Annotated in this window: 14 protein-coding genes and 2 pseudogenes; 8 read left to right on the top strand and 8 right to left on the bottom strand. The window is 59.4% G+C overall.

Annotation, left to right across the window (positions count from 1 at the left end):
* Nucleotides 1-46: 46 nt before the first annotated feature.
* Complete coding sequence (locus GHO25_RS26125) at nucleotides 47-388, bottom strand: hypothetical protein (RefSeq protein WP_178110093.1); 342 nt, start codon at nucleotides 386-388, stop codon at nucleotides 47-49.
* Between GHO25_RS26125 and GHO25_RS14545 the strand changes: the two genes are divergently transcribed.
* Entirely contained in the window at nucleotides 338-1,234 is an 897-nt protein-coding gene (locus GHO25_RS14545; protein WP_178110092.1) for a hypothetical protein, read from the top strand. The two genes, GHO25_RS26125 and GHO25_RS14545, sit on opposite strands and share 51 nt — an antisense overlap.
* A gap of 16 nt (nucleotides 1,235-1,250) precedes the next feature.
* Complete coding sequence (locus GHO25_RS14540) at nucleotides 1,251-2,408, top strand: MalY/PatB family protein (RefSeq protein WP_153391072.1); 1,158 nt, start codon at nucleotides 1,251-1,253, stop codon at nucleotides 2,406-2,408.
* Nucleotides 2,409-2,488: 80 nt separating this feature from the next.
* Here the strand turns inward: GHO25_RS14540 and GHO25_RS26565 are convergent.
* Nucleotides 2,489-2,749, bottom strand: a pseudogene (locus GHO25_RS26565) (LysR family transcriptional regulator); the annotation flags it as partial.
* 77 nt (nucleotides 2,750-2,826) lie between these two features.
* Between GHO25_RS26565 and lldD the strand changes: the two are divergent.
* On the top strand, nucleotides 2,827-3,969 hold the full coding sequence (gene lldD, locus GHO25_RS14535) for an FMN-dependent L-lactate dehydrogenase LldD (RefSeq protein ID WP_153391071.1): 1,143 nt from the start codon (nucleotides 2,827-2,829) through the stop codon (nucleotides 3,967-3,969).
* Between the two features lie 60 nt (nucleotides 3,970-4,029).
* Here lldD and GHO25_RS14530 read toward each other — a convergent pair.
* Nucleotides 4,030-4,914: pseudogene (locus GHO25_RS14530) on the bottom strand (AEC family transporter); the annotation flags it as partial.
* Nucleotides 4,915-5,407: 493 nt separating this feature from the next.
* Between GHO25_RS14530 and GHO25_RS14525 the strand changes: the two are divergent.
* Nucleotides 5,408-6,148, top strand: a complete 741-nt coding sequence (locus GHO25_RS14525; protein WP_153391070.1) for an SDR family oxidoreductase — start codon at nucleotides 5,408-5,410, stop codon at nucleotides 6,146-6,148.
* 80 nt (nucleotides 6,149-6,228) lie between these two features.
* On the top strand, nucleotides 6,229-6,798 hold the full coding sequence (locus tag GHO25_RS14520; RefSeq protein WP_153391069.1) for a hypothetical protein: 570 nt from the start codon (nucleotides 6,229-6,231) through the stop codon (nucleotides 6,796-6,798).
* Between the two features lie 20 nt (nucleotides 6,799-6,818).
* Here the strand turns inward: GHO25_RS14520 and GHO25_RS14515 are convergent, their stop codons facing one another.
* Complete coding sequence (locus GHO25_RS14515; RefSeq protein ID WP_048390651.1) at nucleotides 6,819-7,574, bottom strand: IclR family transcriptional regulator; 756 nt, start codon at nucleotides 7,572-7,574, stop codon at nucleotides 6,819-6,821.
* A gap of 52 nt (nucleotides 7,575-7,626) precedes the next feature.
* On the opposite strand from GHO25_RS14515, the gene GHO25_RS14510 reads away from it, so the two are divergent.
* The 3 genes from GHO25_RS14510 to GHO25_RS14500 are packed head-to-tail and all read left to right on the top strand — an operon-like array spanning nucleotide 7,627 to nucleotide 11,622.
* Nucleotides 7,627-9,183 (top strand): MFS transporter, encoded by a 1,557-nt coding sequence (locus tag GHO25_RS14510; RefSeq protein WP_153391068.1) that lies wholly within the window; start codon nucleotides 7,627-7,629, stop codon nucleotides 9,181-9,183.
* Nucleotides 9,180-10,211 (top strand): HlyD family secretion protein, encoded by a 1,032-nt coding sequence (locus tag GHO25_RS14505; RefSeq protein WP_153391067.1) that lies wholly within the window; start codon nucleotides 9,180-9,182, stop codon nucleotides 10,209-10,211. Before GHO25_RS14510 ends, GHO25_RS14505 begins: the two co-directional genes overlap by 4 nt.
* 1 nt (nucleotide 10,212) lies before the next feature.
* A complete protein-coding gene (locus tag GHO25_RS14500; protein WP_153391066.1) occupies nucleotides 10,213-11,622 on the top strand; it encodes an efflux transporter outer membrane subunit in 1,410 nt (469 codons plus the stop codon).
* Nucleotides 11,623-11,691: 69 nt separating this feature from the next.
* Here GHO25_RS14500 and lpdA read toward each other — a convergent pair whose 3' ends face one another.
* The 4 genes from lpdA to GHO25_RS14480 all read right to left on the bottom strand — a co-directional run bounded on the left by lpdA (nucleotide 11,692) and on the right by GHO25_RS14480 (nucleotide 18,313).
* On the bottom strand, nucleotides 11,692-13,167 hold the full coding sequence (gene lpdA, locus GHO25_RS14495) for a dihydrolipoyl dehydrogenase (RefSeq protein WP_218581080.1): 1,476 nt from the start codon (nucleotides 13,165-13,167) through the stop codon (nucleotides 11,692-11,694).
* An 11-nt stretch (nucleotides 13,168-13,178) separates the two neighbouring features.
* Nucleotides 13,179-14,450, bottom strand: coding sequence for a dihydrolipoyllysine-residue acetyltransferase (aceF, locus tag GHO25_RS14490; protein WP_153391065.1), 1,272 nt, complete (start codon nucleotides 14,448-14,450; stop codon nucleotides 13,179-13,181).
* Nucleotides 14,451-14,484: 34 nt separating this feature from the next.
* On the bottom strand, nucleotides 14,485-17,157 hold the full coding sequence (gene mdeB, locus GHO25_RS14485) for an alpha-ketoglutarate dehydrogenase (protein ID WP_153391064.1): 2,673 nt from the start codon (nucleotides 17,155-17,157) through the stop codon (nucleotides 14,485-14,487).
* Between the two features lie 118 nt (nucleotides 17,158-17,275).
* On the bottom strand, nucleotides 17,276-18,313 hold the full coding sequence (locus tag GHO25_RS14480; protein WP_153391063.1) for a D-cysteine desulfhydrase family protein: 1,038 nt from the start codon (nucleotides 18,311-18,313) through the stop codon (nucleotides 17,276-17,278).
* Between the last annotated feature and the right edge of the window lie 159 nt (nucleotides 18,314-18,472).

Raw genomic sequence — 18,472 nt, 5'->3', positions numbered from 1 at the left:
AAAAAACCATTGGCATTAGCATTGGCGTAGCGTCGCTAATGCTTTATTAGCCCGCCACACCGGGCACAAGGACGGCTTCGAGTGGCAAACCGAAACCTTTGCCTACGATGGCAACGGCAACCTGCTGCTGGTCACCAACCCGACCTGCAAACTGCAGTGGTTTTACGATGCGGCGGGCAACAACACCCGCGAACATCAGCACCTGCACCTCTATAAACCCTGCCACGTTGCCATCTGGCAGCACGCGTACGACGCCCTCAACCAACGCATCGCCACCACCCGCCCCGACGGCCACCGGGTCAGTTGGCTGACCTACGGCAGCGGCCACTTGCTGACGATGAAAGTCGACGACATCGAACTGCTCAGCTACCAGCGCGACGACCTGCATCGCGAAATCGCCCGCCATCAAGGCAACGGCCTACAACAGCGCCAGAGTTGGACGCCCAACGGCCAGTTACAGGAACAAACCGTAGCCCTTACCGGCTCAAGCACGCGCCTGTTGGTACGCAATTACCGCTATGACGACGCCGGGCAGTTGACCGACCTGCACGACAACCGCCGTGGCGACATCAACTACCGTTACGACCCGCTCGGCCGTTTGCTCGGCGCCAGCAGCCAGTACAAAGAAGAAACCTTCGCCTTCGACCCGGCCAGCAACCTGCTCGACCCCAAGGCTCCGCGCCGGCCTATCCACCACCCGCCGCCCAAGCTCCTCGACAACCTGCTGCGCGACTACGTCGGCCAGCACTACACCTACGACGCCCGCGGCAACCTGCTTGAACGCCTCGACAACGGCAAAAAAGCTCGCTTCACCTGGGACCTCTACGACCGCCTGACCCGCTACGAAGACGACCACCTCACCGCCGATTTCGCCTACGACGCACTCGGACGACGGGTAGCCAAATACTCCAAAGCCCACTGCACGTCCGGCACCGGCCAGGCGTGGATCGAGCAACAGCAGCGCACGCTCAACACCCAATACGTCTGCGGCCAAAACATCTACGGCTGGGACGGCGACACCCTCGCCTACGAAACGCGTTACAGCGACAACCCCGGCGAACGACGTCTGATGCACTACTCAAACCGATCAACACCCCCACCCCGCATAACCCAGCGTCTTTTAACACCAGACAGTGGCCGTTTGGTGCCAACGGTGCGTACTATGACGCCCGTTTCAATATCGCGATCCAAGCGCCCCACACGGCGGTGTTTGCCTTGCGCTGACACCTTTTGACTTCTTTGAGAACAGCATGACTTTTGACTTCGATACGCTGCTGGATCGTGCCGGCAGCGGCAGTAAAAAATGGGGCCGCTATCCGGATGAGGTTCTGCCGATGTGGGTCGCGGACATGGATTTTGCCGTTGCGCCGGTCATTCAGCAGGCCTTGCAACAGCGCATCGCACACCCTGCTTTCGGGTATTGCCTGGCTACCGACGCGTTGCGCCACACGCTGGTTGATTACCTTTGGCATAACTATGCCTGGCGGATCGAACCTCAGGATCTGGTGTTTCTACCGGGTATCGAACCCGGCGTCAGTATGGCGCTGCGCTCATTGATCGAACTGGGTGCGGGGGTGGTTGTGCAGACACCAAACTATTCGCCGCTGCGTAATGCCGCCAGCCATTGGCAGTTGCCAAGCATTGAGTTGCCGTTCCAGGCCGATCTCCAAGGCCACTGCTATACCGATATCCCGGCACTGCACGAGGCGTTGGCCAGCGCCGGTGCGCTGCTGTTGAGCAACCCGCACAATCCGTTGGGCAAGAGCTTTTCTGCCAGCGAACTGACAGATATTGGTCATGCCTGTGTCGAGCACAATGCGCTGATCATCAGCGACGAAATTCACGCCGATCTGCAATTCGATGGTCTGCGCCATGTGCCTATTGCGTCACTTGATCCGCAGTTCGCGCACCGCACGGTGACTCTGATGTCGGCCAGCAAGGCCTATAACATTGCCGGTCTGAAGACCGCGTTTGCGGTGATCCAGAACCCGCAGCTACGTGAGCGCTTTGATAACGCCCGCGCCGGCATGGTCGACAGTGTAAATGCCTTGGGTCTGGAAGCCACTCGCGCCGCCTACGCCGATGCCAGACCGTGGTTGATCGAGCTGCTGGCTTACCTGCAGGGTAACCGTGACTATCTGCTTGAGGCCGTGCGCTCGCGGCTGCCGGGCATTACCCTGCACACGCCGCAAAGCACTTACCTGGCCTGGCTGGACTGCTCTGCACTGGGCCTGGAAGACCCGCAACGCTTTTTCCTCGAAGAGGCCAAGGTTGCCCTGAGCGCCGGGACTGAGTTCGGCGCAGCCTGTCAGCAATTTGTACGGCTCAATTTCGGTTGCCCGCGCTCGACCCTGGAAGAAGGTCTGGCGCGGATGGAACGCAGCTTGCGGGGCACCACAAAACCGTAGGAGCGAGCTTGCCTCGCGATCTTTTGAGGTTAAAAGATCGCAGCCTTCGTACCTCGACAGCGACTACAGTTGCGTAGCGCTTTACGGTAGGTGCCAAACATGGCCGCAAACAACACCCTACAACCCACCGGTGGCAGGCCGATGCGCAACCTGCCACGCTTGAGGTCGAGCAGTTCGTTGATTTCAGCGAGCATGTCACTACGCTCAGAGAGCAAAACAAGTGCACGCCGGCAGGCGATCTCACCGGCAGCCGTCAGCTAAACTTTGTGACCGGCACGGTTAAACAAGGGCATGCCCAACTCGTCTTCAAGGGACTTGAACGCCTTGCTGACGCAGAATTGGTTTTTGCCTATCTTTAGCCCACCTCGGCGACACGGCGCGGTCACTGAGCTCATCTGGTTTTTGAGGAATGATTGACATGATTATTTCATCCGCTTCCGATTATCGTGAAGCCGCTAAACGCAAGTTGCCGCGCTTTCTGTTCGACTACATCGACGGTGGTGCCTACGCCGAGCACACCCTGCGCGCCAACAGCGCCGACCTCTCGTCCATCAGCTTGCGCCAACGCATCCTGCGAAACGTCGAGAGCCTGAGCCTCAAGACCACGCTGTTTGGCCAGGAACACGCAATGCCGGTCATCCTCAGCCCGGTCGGCCTGACCGGCATGTTCGCCCGTCGCGGTGAAGTGCAGGTGGCCAAGGCTGCCGCCAACAAAGGCATCCCTTATTGCCTGTCGACGGTGTCGGTGTGCTCCATTGAAGAGGTGGCGTCGCAGAGCCCGCAGGCGATCTGGTTTCAGCTCTACGTGCTCAAAGACCGCGGCTTTATGCGTAACGCGCTGGAGCGTGCCCAGGCAGCAGGTGTCACCACCCTGGTGTTTACCGTTGACATGCCCACCCCAGGCGCACGTTACCGCGATGCCCACTCCGGGATGTCCGGGCCGTACGCCTCCTCGCGGCGCATCCTGCAAGCCATGACCAAGCCAAGCTGGGCGCTCGATGTGGGCCTGTTGGGTCGCCCCCACGACTTGGGCAATATCACTAAATACCGGGGCAAACCAACCACGCTGGAGGACTACATTGGCTGGCTGGCCAACAACTTCGACGCGTCCATCAGTTGGAAAGACCTGGAATGGATCCGTGAGTTCTGGAAAGGCCCGATGATCATCAAGGGCATCCTGGACCCGCAAGACGCCAAGGATGCGGTGAGTTTCGGCGCCGACGGCATCGTTGTCTCCAACCATGGCGGCCGCCAACTCGATGGCGTGCTGTCCACCGCCAAAGCCTTGCCCGCGATTGCCGACAGCGTAGGCGACGACCTGACCGTCCTCGTCGACTCCGGCATTCGTTCCGGGCTGGACGTAGTGCGCATGCTGGCACTGGGCGCAAAAGGATGCTTGCTGGGGCGCTCCAGCGCTTATGCACTGGCGGCTGACGGGCAACACGGGGTTGAAAACCTGCTGGATATCTTCAGCAAGGAAATGCGCGTCGCCATGACACTCACAGGTGTTACGTCGATTGACCAGATCGACCGCTCTACCCTGACCCAGGGCGATTATTGAAAACGCGCCCCGGCAAGACGTATTGCTCAGGCAGCCAGCGGCGGCAGAAAACGTGACGATCGACAACACGGTACTGATCAAGATGGAGGTCGCGGCCTCGCTCTGATAAACACCGGCCTGGTTGGCGAACATGGCCGGTATCGTCGCCGAGGGCAGCGCACTCAACAGGATCATTTGCTGGGCAAATAAGCCGTGCCTGCCCAGTACCACCATCGCCCCAAACATCAAGGCCGGCTGAACAAACAGCTTGAGCCCCAGATTGGTCCACACCTCACCCGACATCTTCAATGTGTCGGTAGACATGATCAAACCCAGACAGAACAGCGAAACCCCTGGCGTCGCCTTGCCCAGAAGGTTGAACGACTCGGCGGCCACGGCGGGCAATTTGAACTCCAGCATGGACAGCAGAATACCCAGCGCAGGCGCCCATACCAGAGGTCGGCGCACTGCCGTTGACAGGCTCGACACAAACGTCTGAATACCGCTGTCTTTGCCATCGGCGATAGTCAGCAACGTGATGGTCAGGGGGATCATGATCAAGGTTGCGACAAGGTTTAAGACCAGCACCGAATAGATGCTCTGCGGCCCGTACATGGCACCCAGGATGGGGATCCCCATAAACTCGGCATCCGGAAAACCGTTGACCAGCCCTTTGAGGGTCGCCGCCTTGAGGTCGCGAAGGCGCAGCCAGCCAATGCCCAGCGCCAGCAGGAACATGCCGATAATGCCAATCACCGTCGCGAAAATGTACTTGAAGTCCAAAAGTTGCGCTCGCGGCGTGTTCGCCATGCCCACGAAGAGCAAGGCCGGCATGATCCAGCCAAGTACCAGGCTGCTGATCAACAAGCTGTCCGAGTGGGTTAACTTCCCGCGCTTACCGGCGATGAAGCCGAGGAAGATGACGCATGCAACAGGCAAAAGAGGCCCTACTATCCTGTCTAACACTTCTTGAATCCTCGACTTTATTTTTATCTCTGGAGTGTGATCCCGACACGTTCGGCAGGCGGCATCACAGCCGGTAACTGCGGCTACCGAACGTTGCACACGGGGGCGATGAATTCGGGGTCAATACAGCGGATCAGATGGCCAAGGCCTGGGCGCCCATACACAGGCGGTTTATCAACCGTGTCGAGCAGCAGTTGTGCTGGGGTGTTGCGCCGTTTGAACCGGCCACGCGCTAACGCGCAGTCGGATTCAAAGTCAGCGGAAAGTAATTGAGCTACCGTTGTTCAGCAAATTAAAAAACATGACTTATTCTTCATTTTCGATCTGAGCAGCGCGCAACATTATTGTGATTTTACGAATAGAGATTGCAGAAAACCCATCTTTATTCACCGCAACCGAACATGCAAACCTTTAGACAGAGCACGATTAAGCTCACCCGCACGACTGTGCAGACGTGCCGGGGGCCAAGTTATTTTCTTAAGGGTTTTAACTCATGAACACGTCCAGCAAAAAAGTCGCCATTGTTACCGGGTCCTCACGTGGAATCGGCGCAGCCATCGCTGAGCGCCTCGCCCACGATGGTTTCGCAGTCGTGGTCAATTATTCGGGAAGCGCTGAACCGGCCCACGCCCTGGTCAATAAAATCACCCAGCAAGGGGGCAGCGCAATCGCGGTCCAGGCCGATATCAGCGACAGTGCAGCGGTCAAGCAACTGTTCGAAACCACCATCACAACCTTTGGCGGTGTCGATGTGCTGGTCAACAATGCCGGGATCATGGCGCTGGCCCCCTTGGGCGATACCGACGACGCGACCTTCGACCGACTGCTGGCGATCAACTTCAAAGGCACCTTCAATACCCTGCGCGAAGCCACCAAGCACCTGCGTGATGGCGGGCGGATCGTCAACTTTTCGTCCAGCGTGACCGCCCTGCTGCAACCGACATACTCAATCTATGCCGCCACCAAAGCCGCAGTAGAAGCCATGACCAGCGTCCTGGCCAAAGAGCTGCGCGGTCGCAATATCACCATCAACGCCGTGGCTCCAGGCCCGACGGCAACCGACCTGTTCCTTAACGGCAAACCTCAGGAGGTAATCGACCGCCTGGCCAAACTGGCGCCGCTGGAACGCCTGGGCGAACCTGCGGATATCGCAGCAGTTGTGTCGTTCCTCTCGGGCCCGGACGGTGCCTGGATAAACGGCCAGACCCTGCGCGCCAACGGCGGGATTATTTGAGCCATTGATGACGGTCAGGTCGGCCAAAAGGCCGACCTTTTTTTCACTGCTCACGCCAACCACCTGCAACCAAGACCACGATGAATTTTCCGGTCAATACAGCGCATCCGCGGCGACTCAATTATCTGTACGGCACCCTCCTTGCGCTGTTGGTCGCGTGGGGACTGAGCCTGTGTACAGGCAAGCGCACACCCGATGCCATGCAAGAGATGACGATGAAACCCTCTATTACCTATTTGCATTTACTGCGGCATACGCCTTTTTTCACCGCACTGTCGACGGAACAACTGCAGTGGGTGATCGATCACTCAATGGAGTGGGCGGCCGAGCCGGGTGCCGTGATCGCCAAAGCCGATCAGCAAGCAACTTCAGCCGCGGATTACTGGATCCTGCTCGATGGCGCATGGCAAGTCGAGCATGACGGCCAGGTCTACCCCAGCCAACATGCCGACCCTGGCAAATGGTTCAGCATCCGCGAAGCAAAAGGCCGCAAGTGTGCCCTGGTCACTACAGAGAACAGTTACGTGATGCGCATCACCGAAGCCGATATGCAAACAATGCTGGAGCACGGCTTTGGGTTCGGCCAGCACCTGCATGACGGCAAAAAATACTACGACGCATTATTCCCCGGCCAAGCGTATGTCCAGTAAACCCAAGAGCCGGGAACAGGCTAGTCAATGCTGCGCAGCCCATTGACCATATCGTCCCGGCATTTCAGGAGAGCTGCTTTCACCGCGTCTTTGGCCTGATCAATACGCCATACCGGGCCAACCACATCGATCGCATAGCGGCCCTGCGGTGTTTGCAGCCCTACAGCTATTGCACCCACACCCAGCGTATGTTCATCAAAATCCAGAGCGAATCCATCCTCGCGGATCGTCTCAAGTTGCTCCAGCAACTGAGACAGCGACGGGGTTTTCTCGGTGAGCGGTTTGAGTGCCTTGCCTAGCAATTGCCCAATGGCTTGATCAGGCATCGTGGACAACAGGATTTTCCCTCCGGCCGTAGCGTAAATGCTCAGAAAACTACCGGCGACCGGCGCAACCCGCAGTGCATGAGGAGAGACCACAGATTGAAGAATCATCATTTGCGCACCACTGGCACTGACCAGGCTTGCTGTCTCACCCGTCACACGAGACAGCTCCTCAAGGTAGGGCCTGGCTTTTTGGGTGATATCAACGTGGCTGTGGGAGGCCAAACGCATCAACGCCGGCCCCAGGCAAACGCCACCACGACCGTGCACCTCCAGCAGTTCTTCCTGTGCAAGTGCGTCTACCAGCCGCTGGACGGTTGAGCGCGGCAGGCCGCTACGCTTGGCGATGGCACCCAGGCTCAGGCCCGAAGGCTCATCCTCCAGACAGCGAAGGATCGCTGCCGCACGTGAGATGACCTGAACACCGCCACGGTCAGTTTCCTGAATAGTCATAAGATTGTCCTTAGTATTGCCTAGTGGTACATTGCACCGCATGTCAGGTTAAATGATTTCAACAGCAGGAACCTTCCCCTTGTCCGCTCCCCTTCCCCCCTCGGCGCCGGCTCCATTTGGCTGGCGAATTGCCCTTGGGCTTATCGGCGTGCTCGTTGCCGCACTCACGTCAGGCATCAATGACCGCGTCACCGATATCACGTTGGTCGACATTCTCGGTATTTACGGCCTTGGTCATGATGAAGGGACCTGGATCAGCTCCGCATACGCCGCTGCCGAAGTGAGTGCCATGCTGCTGTCGCCGTGGCTGGCAGCCACCTTTTCACTTCGCCGTTTTGCCATTGTGGTGACATTTTCCTTTGCTGTCCTGGCCGTCATTATCCCGTTTGCACCCAACGTTGAAAGCCTGGTGCTGCTGCGCGTACTACAAGGCTTGGCCGGCGGCGCATTACCTCCCCTGCTAATGACCGCAGCACTGCGTTTTTTACCTTGGCACGTAAAGCTTTACGGGCTCTCGGCGTACGCGCTCACCGCTACCTTCGGCCCTAACCTGGCCATGCCACTGGCGGCGCTCTGGACCGAAGGCGGTGACTGGCGAATGGTCTTCTGGCAGATCGTACCTACGTGCCTGATGGGGGCAGCGCTTATTGCTTACGGCCTGCCGCAAGATCCGCTGCGGCTGGAGCGGTTCAAGCAACTCGACTGGAGAGGTGCACTGCTGGGTGTCGCGGGCATTTCAATGCTGGTAATTGCCTTGACTCAGGGCGAGCGGCTCGACTGGTTCAATTCATCGCTGATCAGCACGCTGATCGCAGGCGCGATCATTTGCCTGCCACTGTTTTTGCTGAACGAATGGTTCCACCCGCTGCCGCTGTTCAAGCTGCAACTGCTGGAACGGCGCAATTTTGCCTACGGGATTATCACCCTGTGCCTGTTTTTGTTCCTGACCATGGCCAGTGGCTTCATCCCCGCCGCCTACCTGACTGAAGTCAAAGGCTATCGACCGCTGCAAACCATGCCAACGGCCCTGTTGATTGCGCTGCCTCAATTGTTGCTCGCACCGCTGGTCGCGACCGTCATCAATCGAAACTGGGTTGACTCACGTTATGTGATGGCAACCGGTCTGGCGCTAATTGCCATCGCCTGCGCAGGCGGTTCGCTGATCACCAGCGAATGGATTCGTGACGATTTCTATGTGCTGCAGATACTGCACACCTTCGGCCAACCGATGGTAGTCGTGCCCTTGCTGATGAATGCAACGGGGGTGATTCATCCCATGGAAGGCCCCTTTGCGTCTTCGATGGTCAACACGATGCGCGGCCTGTTCTCGGTGGTGGCCGCTTGCACCGTCGAAAACTTCATAACTCATCGCGAACATGTGCATTCAAATACGCTTCTGGACGGGCTGGCCTCAGCACAACCGTCCTTGCCCGACCTGCTGCATGCCCCCTCTGCCCACGCATTGGCCGAGCGGGTACGAGAACAAGCCTTCGTCTTGAGCTTCAGCGATGCCTACCTCGCCTTGCTGGTCATTATCGCGGTGATGTTTGTCGTGCTGCTGACCCTGCCTAAACGCGCCTTTCCACCGCAACCTCCGGTATCACCATGAAACAACACAGAACTGCTATTGGCTTAGTCACTACCGCCGTCGTCATTTGCGTCGTCTACATCGGCTACAGACTGGTGGGTGGAAGCTCCGTCCAAAGTACAGACGACGCTTACATCAGGGCCGACTCTGTTTTCGTATCACCGCGCCTGTCTGGACAAATTGCCAGGGTTGCGGTCGAAGATAACCAGCAAGTGAAGGCCGGCCAGCTGCTGGCCGAACTGGATGACCGGGACCTTCTGGTTGCCCAGGCTGCCGCAGCCTCCAGCGTGCAAGCAGCCAAGGCTGAATTGGAGAACCTGAGCGCCAGCATTGAACGCCAATCGGCAATCATTGATCAGGCCACCGCGACGACCAGGGCCACGGCCGCGTCGCTCAAGTTCTCCCAGGCCAATGCACAGCGCTACCTGAACCTCTCCAACGCCGGTGCCGGTACTCAGCAAGAACAACAAAAGGCCGAGGCCGAGTTGCTGGGCTGGCAAGCCACCCGCGACCGAGATGAAGCAATCCGCATTGCAGCGGTCAAAACCCTGAGCGTCCTGAAAGCCCGGGTGGATGTTGCCAAAGCTGCATTGGCCAAGGCTAACGCGGCCCTGGAACAGGCGGACCTCAACCTGTCTTACAGCAAAATAACCGCGCCTCAGGATGGCATGATCGGCCAGCGCTCCGTGCGCGTCGGCGCGTATGTAGGCCAAGGGCAACCCCTCATGGCGGTGGTCCCGGTGGACAAAGCCTTCGTGATCGCTAATTTTCGCGAGACACAACTGGCGCAAATGCATACCCGCCAAGCCGTGGAACTGCGTGTCGACAGTTTTCCGGAGCACAGTTTCAAAGGCTGGATAGAGAGTTTGGCACCGGCAACCGGCCTGTCCTTTTCGGCTATCGCTCCGGACAACGCGACAGGCAACTTCACCAAAGTCGTGCAGAGAATCCCGGTGAAAATCATGTTTGATGAGCACCAACCGGATCTGGATCGACTGCGCGTTGGGATGTCGGTGGTTGCCAGCGTCGATGTCACCCAGGAGCGCTGAAATGAAACGCACGCTTCTGTTTATATCCATAGCAAGCCTTGGCGCTTGCACCGTAGGGCCGGACTTCCAAAAGCCTGAAGCTCAACTACCGGCAACTTGGCAAACCGCTGTTACTTCCGGATCAAGCCTGGACACCAAGGTAGATAACCTGTGGTGGCAGCGCTTGGGCGACCCGCTGCTGACACAGTTAATCGATCGTTCTGCCAGCGCCAATTTTGATGTGCGCACGGCCAGTATTCGCCTGGAGCAAAGCCGCTTGCTGCGTCAGGTCACCGGCAGTGAAAGGCTGCCCGAGGTCAGTGCCAACGCTGCTTATAAACGAGCGCGAAACAGTTCCGAAGGGGTGCTGGACGAGTCCAACCTCAATGGCAAGGCACCTTTTGAACTGTGGACCAGTGCCCTCGACGCCAGTTGGGAAATTGATCTCTGGGGGCATGTGCGCCGCAGTATCGAGGCCGCAGATGCCGACGTCGAACTCAACCAGGCGCAACGCGAAGGTATACGCTTGAGTATCGCGGCTGAAACCGCCACTGATTACATTCGTTTGCGGGGTGTGCAAGCCAAACTGGCGGTCGCGCGATTGAACCTGGACATTGCCCGGCAAAGCCAACAACTGACCCGCGCACGCTATGACAATGGTGTGACTACAAACCTGGACACCGCCAACTCGGCCGCACAGGTGGCAACGATTGAAGCCGTATTGCCATCGCTTGAAGCGGCGCAAAGCCGCTTGATCAACGCTCTCAGCTTTTTACTCGCCACCCCGCCACGCACGCTGCATGCAGAACTGATTGAGCCCAAAGCCATCCCCCATCCAGCTCCCGATGTGCCGCTGGGCCTGCCCTCGGAGCTGGCCCGTCGGCGTCCCGACATCTTGCAAAGCGAAGCCGCATTACACCGGGCTACTGCAGCCATTGGCGTTGCACAAGCGGATTTCTACCCGCGTGTCAGCCTGGGCGCAAGCATGGGCTATCAAGCCCTCAATGGCTCAAATCTGGGAACATGGGGCTCGCGGGAGTGGTCGTATGGGCCCACTGTGTACCTGCCAATTTTTCAGGGCGGTCGCCTTACCGGCACACTGCAATTGCGTAAACGTCAGGAGCAGGAAGCCGCATTGAACTACCAGCGCGTGGTATTGAGCGCCTGGCATGAAGTCGACAATGCCATGACCGATTACGCGGCCGAGCAGAAACACCACGCCGCGCTGGAAAAAGCCGTCAACGAAAATACCCTTGCCTTGCGTACTGCCAAAGAACGTTATGCCCAGGGCGCCGCAGACTTCCTGAACGTTTTGACCGTACAGCAGGCCTTGCTGGCAACTCAAAACGATCTGGTAGACAGCGCGACCGATGCCGCCATTGACCGTGTACACCTGTACCGGGCGTTGGGCGGTGGCTGGCCCAAGGGTTAAACATGCAACAGTCATCGCGACACGCTTGCCTCCTTGGCTGGTAGCAGGAGGCAAGCCTGAGGCGGCGCTCTAACGCCTGCGCGCAGGCAAGTCGGTGCAACTGCCGAGGGCAACCTCGGCAGCCATGCCGACCGTCTCACCCAAGGTGGGGTGCGGGTGAATGGTCTTGCCGATGTCCAGAACGTCGGCCCCCATTTCGATGGCCAGGCAGACTTCACTGATCAAATCACCCGCCCCGGTGCCGACAATGCCGCCGCCGATCACACGCCGCGTGTCGGCATCGAACACCAGTTTGGTCAGGCCTTCATCGCGGCCGTTGGCAATCGCGCGGCCTGATGCGGCCCACGGGAACACCGCCACCTCTACCTTGATGCCTTGGGCTTTGGCTTCTTGCTGAGTCAGCCCGGCCCACGCCACCTCCGGGTTGGTGTAGGCAACCCCGGGGATCTGCAACGCATCAAAATGGCTGCACGCCAGCTCAGGGTTATTCAGGGCCTCACCCGCCGCCACTTCGGCGGCGACATGGCCTTCGTGCACGGCTTTGTGCGCCAGCATGGGCTGGCCAACAATGTCACCGATCGCGAAGATGTGCGGCACAGTGCTGCGCATCTGCTTGTCGACGCGGATAAACCCGCGCTCATCCACATGGACACCGGCCTTGTCAGCGCCGATCCGGTCGCCATTGGGTTTGCGCCCGACCGCAACCAGCACCAGGTCATAACACTGCGGCTCGGCAGGTGCTTGCTCACCGTCAAAGGTCACCCGGATGCCCTGCTCGCTGGCCTCGGCGCTCACCGTGCGGGTATTGACCATCACCCGATCAAAACGCGGGTGGTTGTACTGCTCCCAGACCTTGACCAAGTCGCGATCAGGCCCCTGCATCAGGCCATCCAGCCTTTCGACCACGTCGATGCGTGCACCAAGGGCCGAATAGACGGTGGCCATTTCCAGGCCGATAATCCCGCCGCCCACCACCAGCATGCGCTTGGGCACCGTCTTGAGTTCAAGGGCGCCGGTGGAGTCCACGATGCGTGGATCATCCGGCATGAACGGCAACATCACCGGTTGGCTACCGGCAGCAATCACGCACTGCTTGAACCGGATCACCTGCTTTTCACCCGTCAGCTCAAGACCTGTGCCCGAGCACAGCGAGACCTCAAGGTGATGCGCGTCCAGAAAACGCCCGACCCCGCGTACAACCTCAACCTTTCGCCCCTTGGCCATCCCCGCCAGCCCGCTGGTCAGTGTGTTGACCACCGCCTCTTTATGTCGGCGCAACGCACCCAGATCAACCTGACCAACACCAAACTCAATGCCCATGGCGGCCAAGTGCGGCACTTCCTCCATCACCGCAGCGATATGCAGCAACGCTTTGGAGGGGATGCAGCCGACATTCAGGCACACGCCGCCCAAGGTGGCGTAGCGCTCAACCAACAGGGTTTTCTGGCCCAGATCGGCCGAGCGAAAGGCCGCCGAATAGCCGCCGGGGCCACCACCCAGCACCAGCACATCGCACTCAACACTCACATCGTTCACCTGACTCATGTGCGCCCTCCTCACAGGGTAATTCGACGAAAGTCAGCCAACAGCGCTGCCAGATGCTGAAGGAAACGCGCCGCAGCCGCGCCATCGACCACGCGGTGATCCCACGAAAGCGCCAACGGCAGAACCAGGCGCGGGGCAAACGCCTGGCCATCCCACAGGGGCCTGATCTGTGCCCGGGTCACCCCCAGAATGGCTACTTCCGGGGCGTTGATAATCGGGTTAAAGCCGGTACCGCCAATCCCGCCCAGACTGGAAACGGTGAAGGTCCCTCCGCTCATGTCAGCAGGCCCCAATTTGCCGTCCCGGGCCTTCTTCGCGAGTTCTGCGCACTCTGTGGCGATCTGGCCGATGCCTTTGTGCTCGACATCGCGAATCACCGGTACCACCAGCCCATTAGGCGTGTCCGCAGCAAAACCGATGTGGCAGTACTGCTTCATAATCAGGATCGGCTCGCCATCTTCGTGGCCCAGTGAACTGTTGAACGCCGGGAAAGCCTTCAGCGTCGCTGCCGCCGCCTTGATCAGAAATGCCAGCAAGGTGTACTTGATCGCCTCCTTGTTGCCCTCCTGATTGAGTTGAACCCTGAATGCCTCCAGGTCGGTGATGTCTACCTCCTCGTTATTGGTGACATGGGGAATCATCACCCAGTTTCGCGACAGGTTGGCCCCCGAGATTTTCTTGATGCGTGACAGCGCCACTTTTTCAACCGGACCGAACCGGGCAAAATCCACCTCCGGCCACGGCAGCAGATTGAGCCCGGCGCTTTGCCCAGGGCTATCCAGACGCACCATGGCGTCCTTGACGAAGCGCTCGACATCCTCGCGCAGCATGCGTCCGCCCTTGCCGGTGGGCACCACGCGCGAAACATCCACCCCCAATTTGCGCGCATAACTGCGCACGCAGGGGCTGGCGTGCGGCTTGGCCGCCGATGGGTTCACCGCCGCAACAGCCGCAGGAGCCGACGGCGCAGTGACAGCCACAGGCGCAACACTGACCTGCGCAGGGCTGCTGACTACCGGTTCGGGCGCAGGCTCGGCACTCACCGCCACCTGCAAGGTCAGCATGGGGCTGCCCCTGGAAACCCGATCCCCCTCTTTGACCGTCACCGCCACCACAACCCCGGCCTCGGGGCTGGGTACATCCATCGAGGCCTTGTCCGACTCCAGGGTCAGCAAGGGCTCATCGATTGCCACTGTGTCGCCCGGTTTGACCAACACCTCAATCACCGGGAGGTCTTTGAAGTCCCCAATGTCCGGGACATGAATCTCTCTGATTTCACTCATGACTTACCGCCGCATAAAAAAGGGAAGACAACCGTTAGCGCGTCCAGGGCGCGGGACGATTAACGCCCAGCCCATAACGCTCAACGGCCTCAGCCAACACCTGTCGCGGTAAACGGCCGTCGCGCACCAGGCCGTCCAATGCCGCCAAAACGATCTGCTGACGGTCCACTTCAAAGAAGTCACGCAAGGCGGCGCGGGTATCACTGCGGCCAAAGCCATCGGTGCCCAGCGCAATAAAGCGCGCATCGACATAACTGGCGATCAGTTGCGGCCAGGCGCGAACATAGTCAGAGGCGGCAATCACCGGCGCGTCGCCAGCCAGCGACGCGCACAGATGGCTGACCTGCTCAGGCTCGGCCGGGTTGAGGCGGTTGTGCCGCTCGACCTCACGGGCTTCACGCGCCAGCTCGCTGAAACTGGTGACACTCCACACCTCACTCGCAACCTGCCAGTCGGTTGCGAGCATTTCAGACGCGGCGATCACTTCGCGCAAAATAGTCCCGCTGCCCAGCAGCCGAACCGAACCACGGGGCGCATCAGCCTCTGTTTGTGCATAGCGATACATACCGCGGATAACCTGGGCTTCAACGCCACTCGGCAATGACGGCTGGGCGTAGTTTTCGTTCATCACGGTGATGTAATAGAACTCATCGACATCGCGCTCCATCATCTGGCGCATGCCATGGTCGACAATCACCGCCAGTTCACCTGCGAACGCCGGGTCGTAGGCGCGGCAGTTGGGTACGGTGGCCGCCACCACGTGGCTACTGCCGTCCTGATGCTGCAGCCCTTCACCGCCCAAGGTGGTTCGCCCGGCGGTGGCGCCGAGTAAAAAGCCCCGTGCACGTTGGTCCGCCGCAGCCCAAATCAAGTCCGCAACCCGCTGAAAACCAAACATGGAGTAATAGATGTAGAACGCCAGCATCGGCTTGCCATGGGCACTGTACGAGGTCGCAGCCGCCACCCACGAAGAAATCGCCCCGGCTTCGGTGATGCCCTCCTCCAGCAACTGACCATCTCGGGCTTCGCGGTAATAGAGCATGGAACCCGCGTCTTCTGGCTCGTACAGCTGGCCCAGCGGCGAGTAAATGCCGATCTGGCGAAACAGATTGGCCATGCCAAAGGTGCGCGCTTCATCCGCCACAATCGGCACGATTCGCGGCCCCAGTTCTTTGTCCTTGAGCAAACCGCCCAGCATGCGGACCACGGCCATGGTGGTGGACATTTCTTTGCCATCGGCTTCAAAGGCGAAACGCGCGTAGTCCGCCATGGCCGGTATGGCGATGTGCTCACTCCCCTTGTTACGCGCAGGCAGATACCCGCCCAATGCACTGCGGCGTTCGCGCAAATAGCGCATTTCCTGGCTGTCTTCAGCCGGGCGATAAAAGCGCAACTGCGCTACATCATCATCCGACAGCGGCAAGGCGAAGCGATCCCGAAACGCCTTGAGCGCATCGATATCCAGCTTCTTGGCCTGGTGCGAGGTCATGCGTGACTCCCCCGCGCCGCCCATGCCGTAGCCTTTTTTGGTCTTGGCGAGGATGACCGTCGGCTGGCCTTTGTGCGCCTTGGCGGCGGCAAACGCGGCGTACAGCTTGCGCAAGTCATGCCCGCCACGCTTGAGGGCATCAATCTCGGCATCCGACATATGCGAGACCAGTGCCTGGATCTCCGGATCCTGCTGGAAGAAGTGCAGCAAATTGTAGGCGCCATCCTTGGAACCCAACGTCTGGTACTGGCCATCGACCGTCTGGGCGAAGCGTTGCAACAAGGCGTTGTGGGTGTCCCGGGCAAACAGCGGGTCCCAGTCCGAGCCCCAGATCACCTTGATCACATTCCAGCCAGCACCGGTAAACAGCGCTTCAAGTTCTTGAATGACCTGGCCGTTACCGCGCACCGGGCCATCCAGACGCTGCAAGTTGCAGTTGACGATAAAGGTCAGGTTGTCGAGCTTCTCCCGCGCCGCAAGCGTGAGCCCGGCAATCGACTCGGGCTCATCCATTTCACCGTCACCAAAAACGCCCCAGACATGACGCTCGGCGGTGTCGGCCAAGTGGCGGTGTTCGAGGTAACGCATGTAACGCGCCTGATAGATCGCACTGATCGGACCGATGCCCATCGAGCCGGTCGGGAATTGCCAGAAGTCCGGCATCAACCATGGGTGCGGATATGAACTCAGGCCGTTGCCGCCGACTTCCTGACGATAGTTCGCCAGTTGTTCTTCAGACAAGCGCCCCTCAAGGAACGCACGGGCATAGACCCCAGGCGCCGAGTGCGGCTGGAAAAACACCAGATCGCCTCCATGCTGCTCATCACGGGCACGGAAAAAATGGTTGAACCCCACCTCGAAAATTTCAGCGGCAGAGGCGTAACTGGCGATATGCCCGCCCAGTTCGCCGTAGGCCTGATTGGCGCGCACCACCATGGCCAATGCATTCCAGCGAATGATTGCGGTAATCCGTTCCTCGACGGCCAGGTCGCCCGGGTAAGGCCCTTGGCGTTCAATCGAAAGGGTATTTCGATAGGCCGAGTACGGATGCACCTGCGCGGTGATGCCAAGTGCTCTTGCGTGTTGCTCCAGTTGTTTGAGTAAAAACTGGCCGCGCTCGCAGCCAGCCTCCCGAACCACGGCCTCCAGCGACTCCAGCCACTCCAGGGTTTCATCGCGATCACTGTCAACCGGCACACGTTCGTTTGGCACACCCATGGTGGCCTCCTTGATTATTATTTGAGGGCGCAGCTGTAGTCGCTGTCGAGGGACGAAGGCTGCGATGCGGGCCGCAGGACCGCCGATTAATCTCTCGTAGCCTCGTGCCTTTCAGCGACTACAGGCTTTGGGTGAAGGTGTCGCGGTAGGCGTAAAGGCCCGGGGTGCCGCCGGTCATAGCGAACAACACGTTATCGCCAGCGCGGTAGCGGCCTTGGCGAAGGTCGGCCAGCAGGCCCGCGAAGGCTTTACCGGAGTACACCGGGTCAACCAGCAGCCCTTCGCAACGGGCCATCAGGTGCACGGCTTCGATCATCGCCGGTGTCGGCAGCCCGTAGCCTTCCCCCAGTTGGCTGCCATCGATATGGATAGCCTGCGGCGCAAGGGTGGCTGCATGACCGAGCAGCGCCAGCGCCTCTTGAGTCAGCTGCCGCGTCCTGCTTGCAGAGGTTTGCTGATCGGCCAGCACCGACCAGGACTTCACGGTCGAGGCCCCACGCCCCAGCAGCTCAAAGCCCGCCGCGAGCCCGGCATGGGTGCCCGCACTGCCATTGGGGATCACCACTTCGCTGAAATGAACGCCCAACTCGATCTCTTGCTGCGCGATTTCTGCCGCGCAACGGGCGTAGCCCAGGCTACCCAATGGCGTCGAGCCGCCAGTAGGAATAACCATGACGTTGCGCCCCGCTGCTCTCAATTCATTGGCCCGGTGCTCGGCGGCGGCCAGAGAGTCGGCCCCCTTGGCCAGCACCTGTATCCGGGCACCAAAAAGCTGATCCAGCAGGACGTTGCCGTTGAATTCGTAATCGGTGTCGGCCTTGGGCACCGAGCGGGTCAGAATCAGCTCGCAGGCCATGCCCAGTCGCGCACACACCGCCGCCGTCAAACGCGCATGGTTGGACTGAATACCACCAACCGTAATCAGCGTATCAACACCGTTTTTCAGCGCGGCACCGAGATGAAACTCAAGCTTGCGCAGCTTGTTGCCACCACCGCCGATGTGCATGTGATCATCACGCTTGAGGTAAAGGCCGACGCCTTGCTCGCGCAAGCCCAACTGCTGTTCAAGCCGCTCGGCGCGTTGAATGCGGGTGGCGCCCTGCAACACATCTGCCCGGGGAAAGGCCGCCAAAGCCTTGTCCAGTCTGGTTTGCATGTTCTGTGACCTCATCGCTGATGTTTATTCTTAATTAATATAGGAACAAACCAGCGGGTAATAAACGCACTGAAAGTTAGTACTTGTACAACCTGAGGTTCGCAATCAATGTTGCCTGCTGTTCAGGCCGCAAACTGCGCTATAAGGGTTTTTGAGTTT

Source organism: Pseudomonas sp. FSL R10-1350 (assembly GCF_009600525.1).
Lineage (GTDB): Bacteria > Pseudomonadota > Gammaproteobacteria > Pseudomonadales > Pseudomonadaceae > Aquipseudomonas > Aquipseudomonas helleri.
The sequence above is the reverse complement of the archived record's forward strand: the minus strand, read 5'-3'. Positions and strand labels throughout refer to the sequence as shown.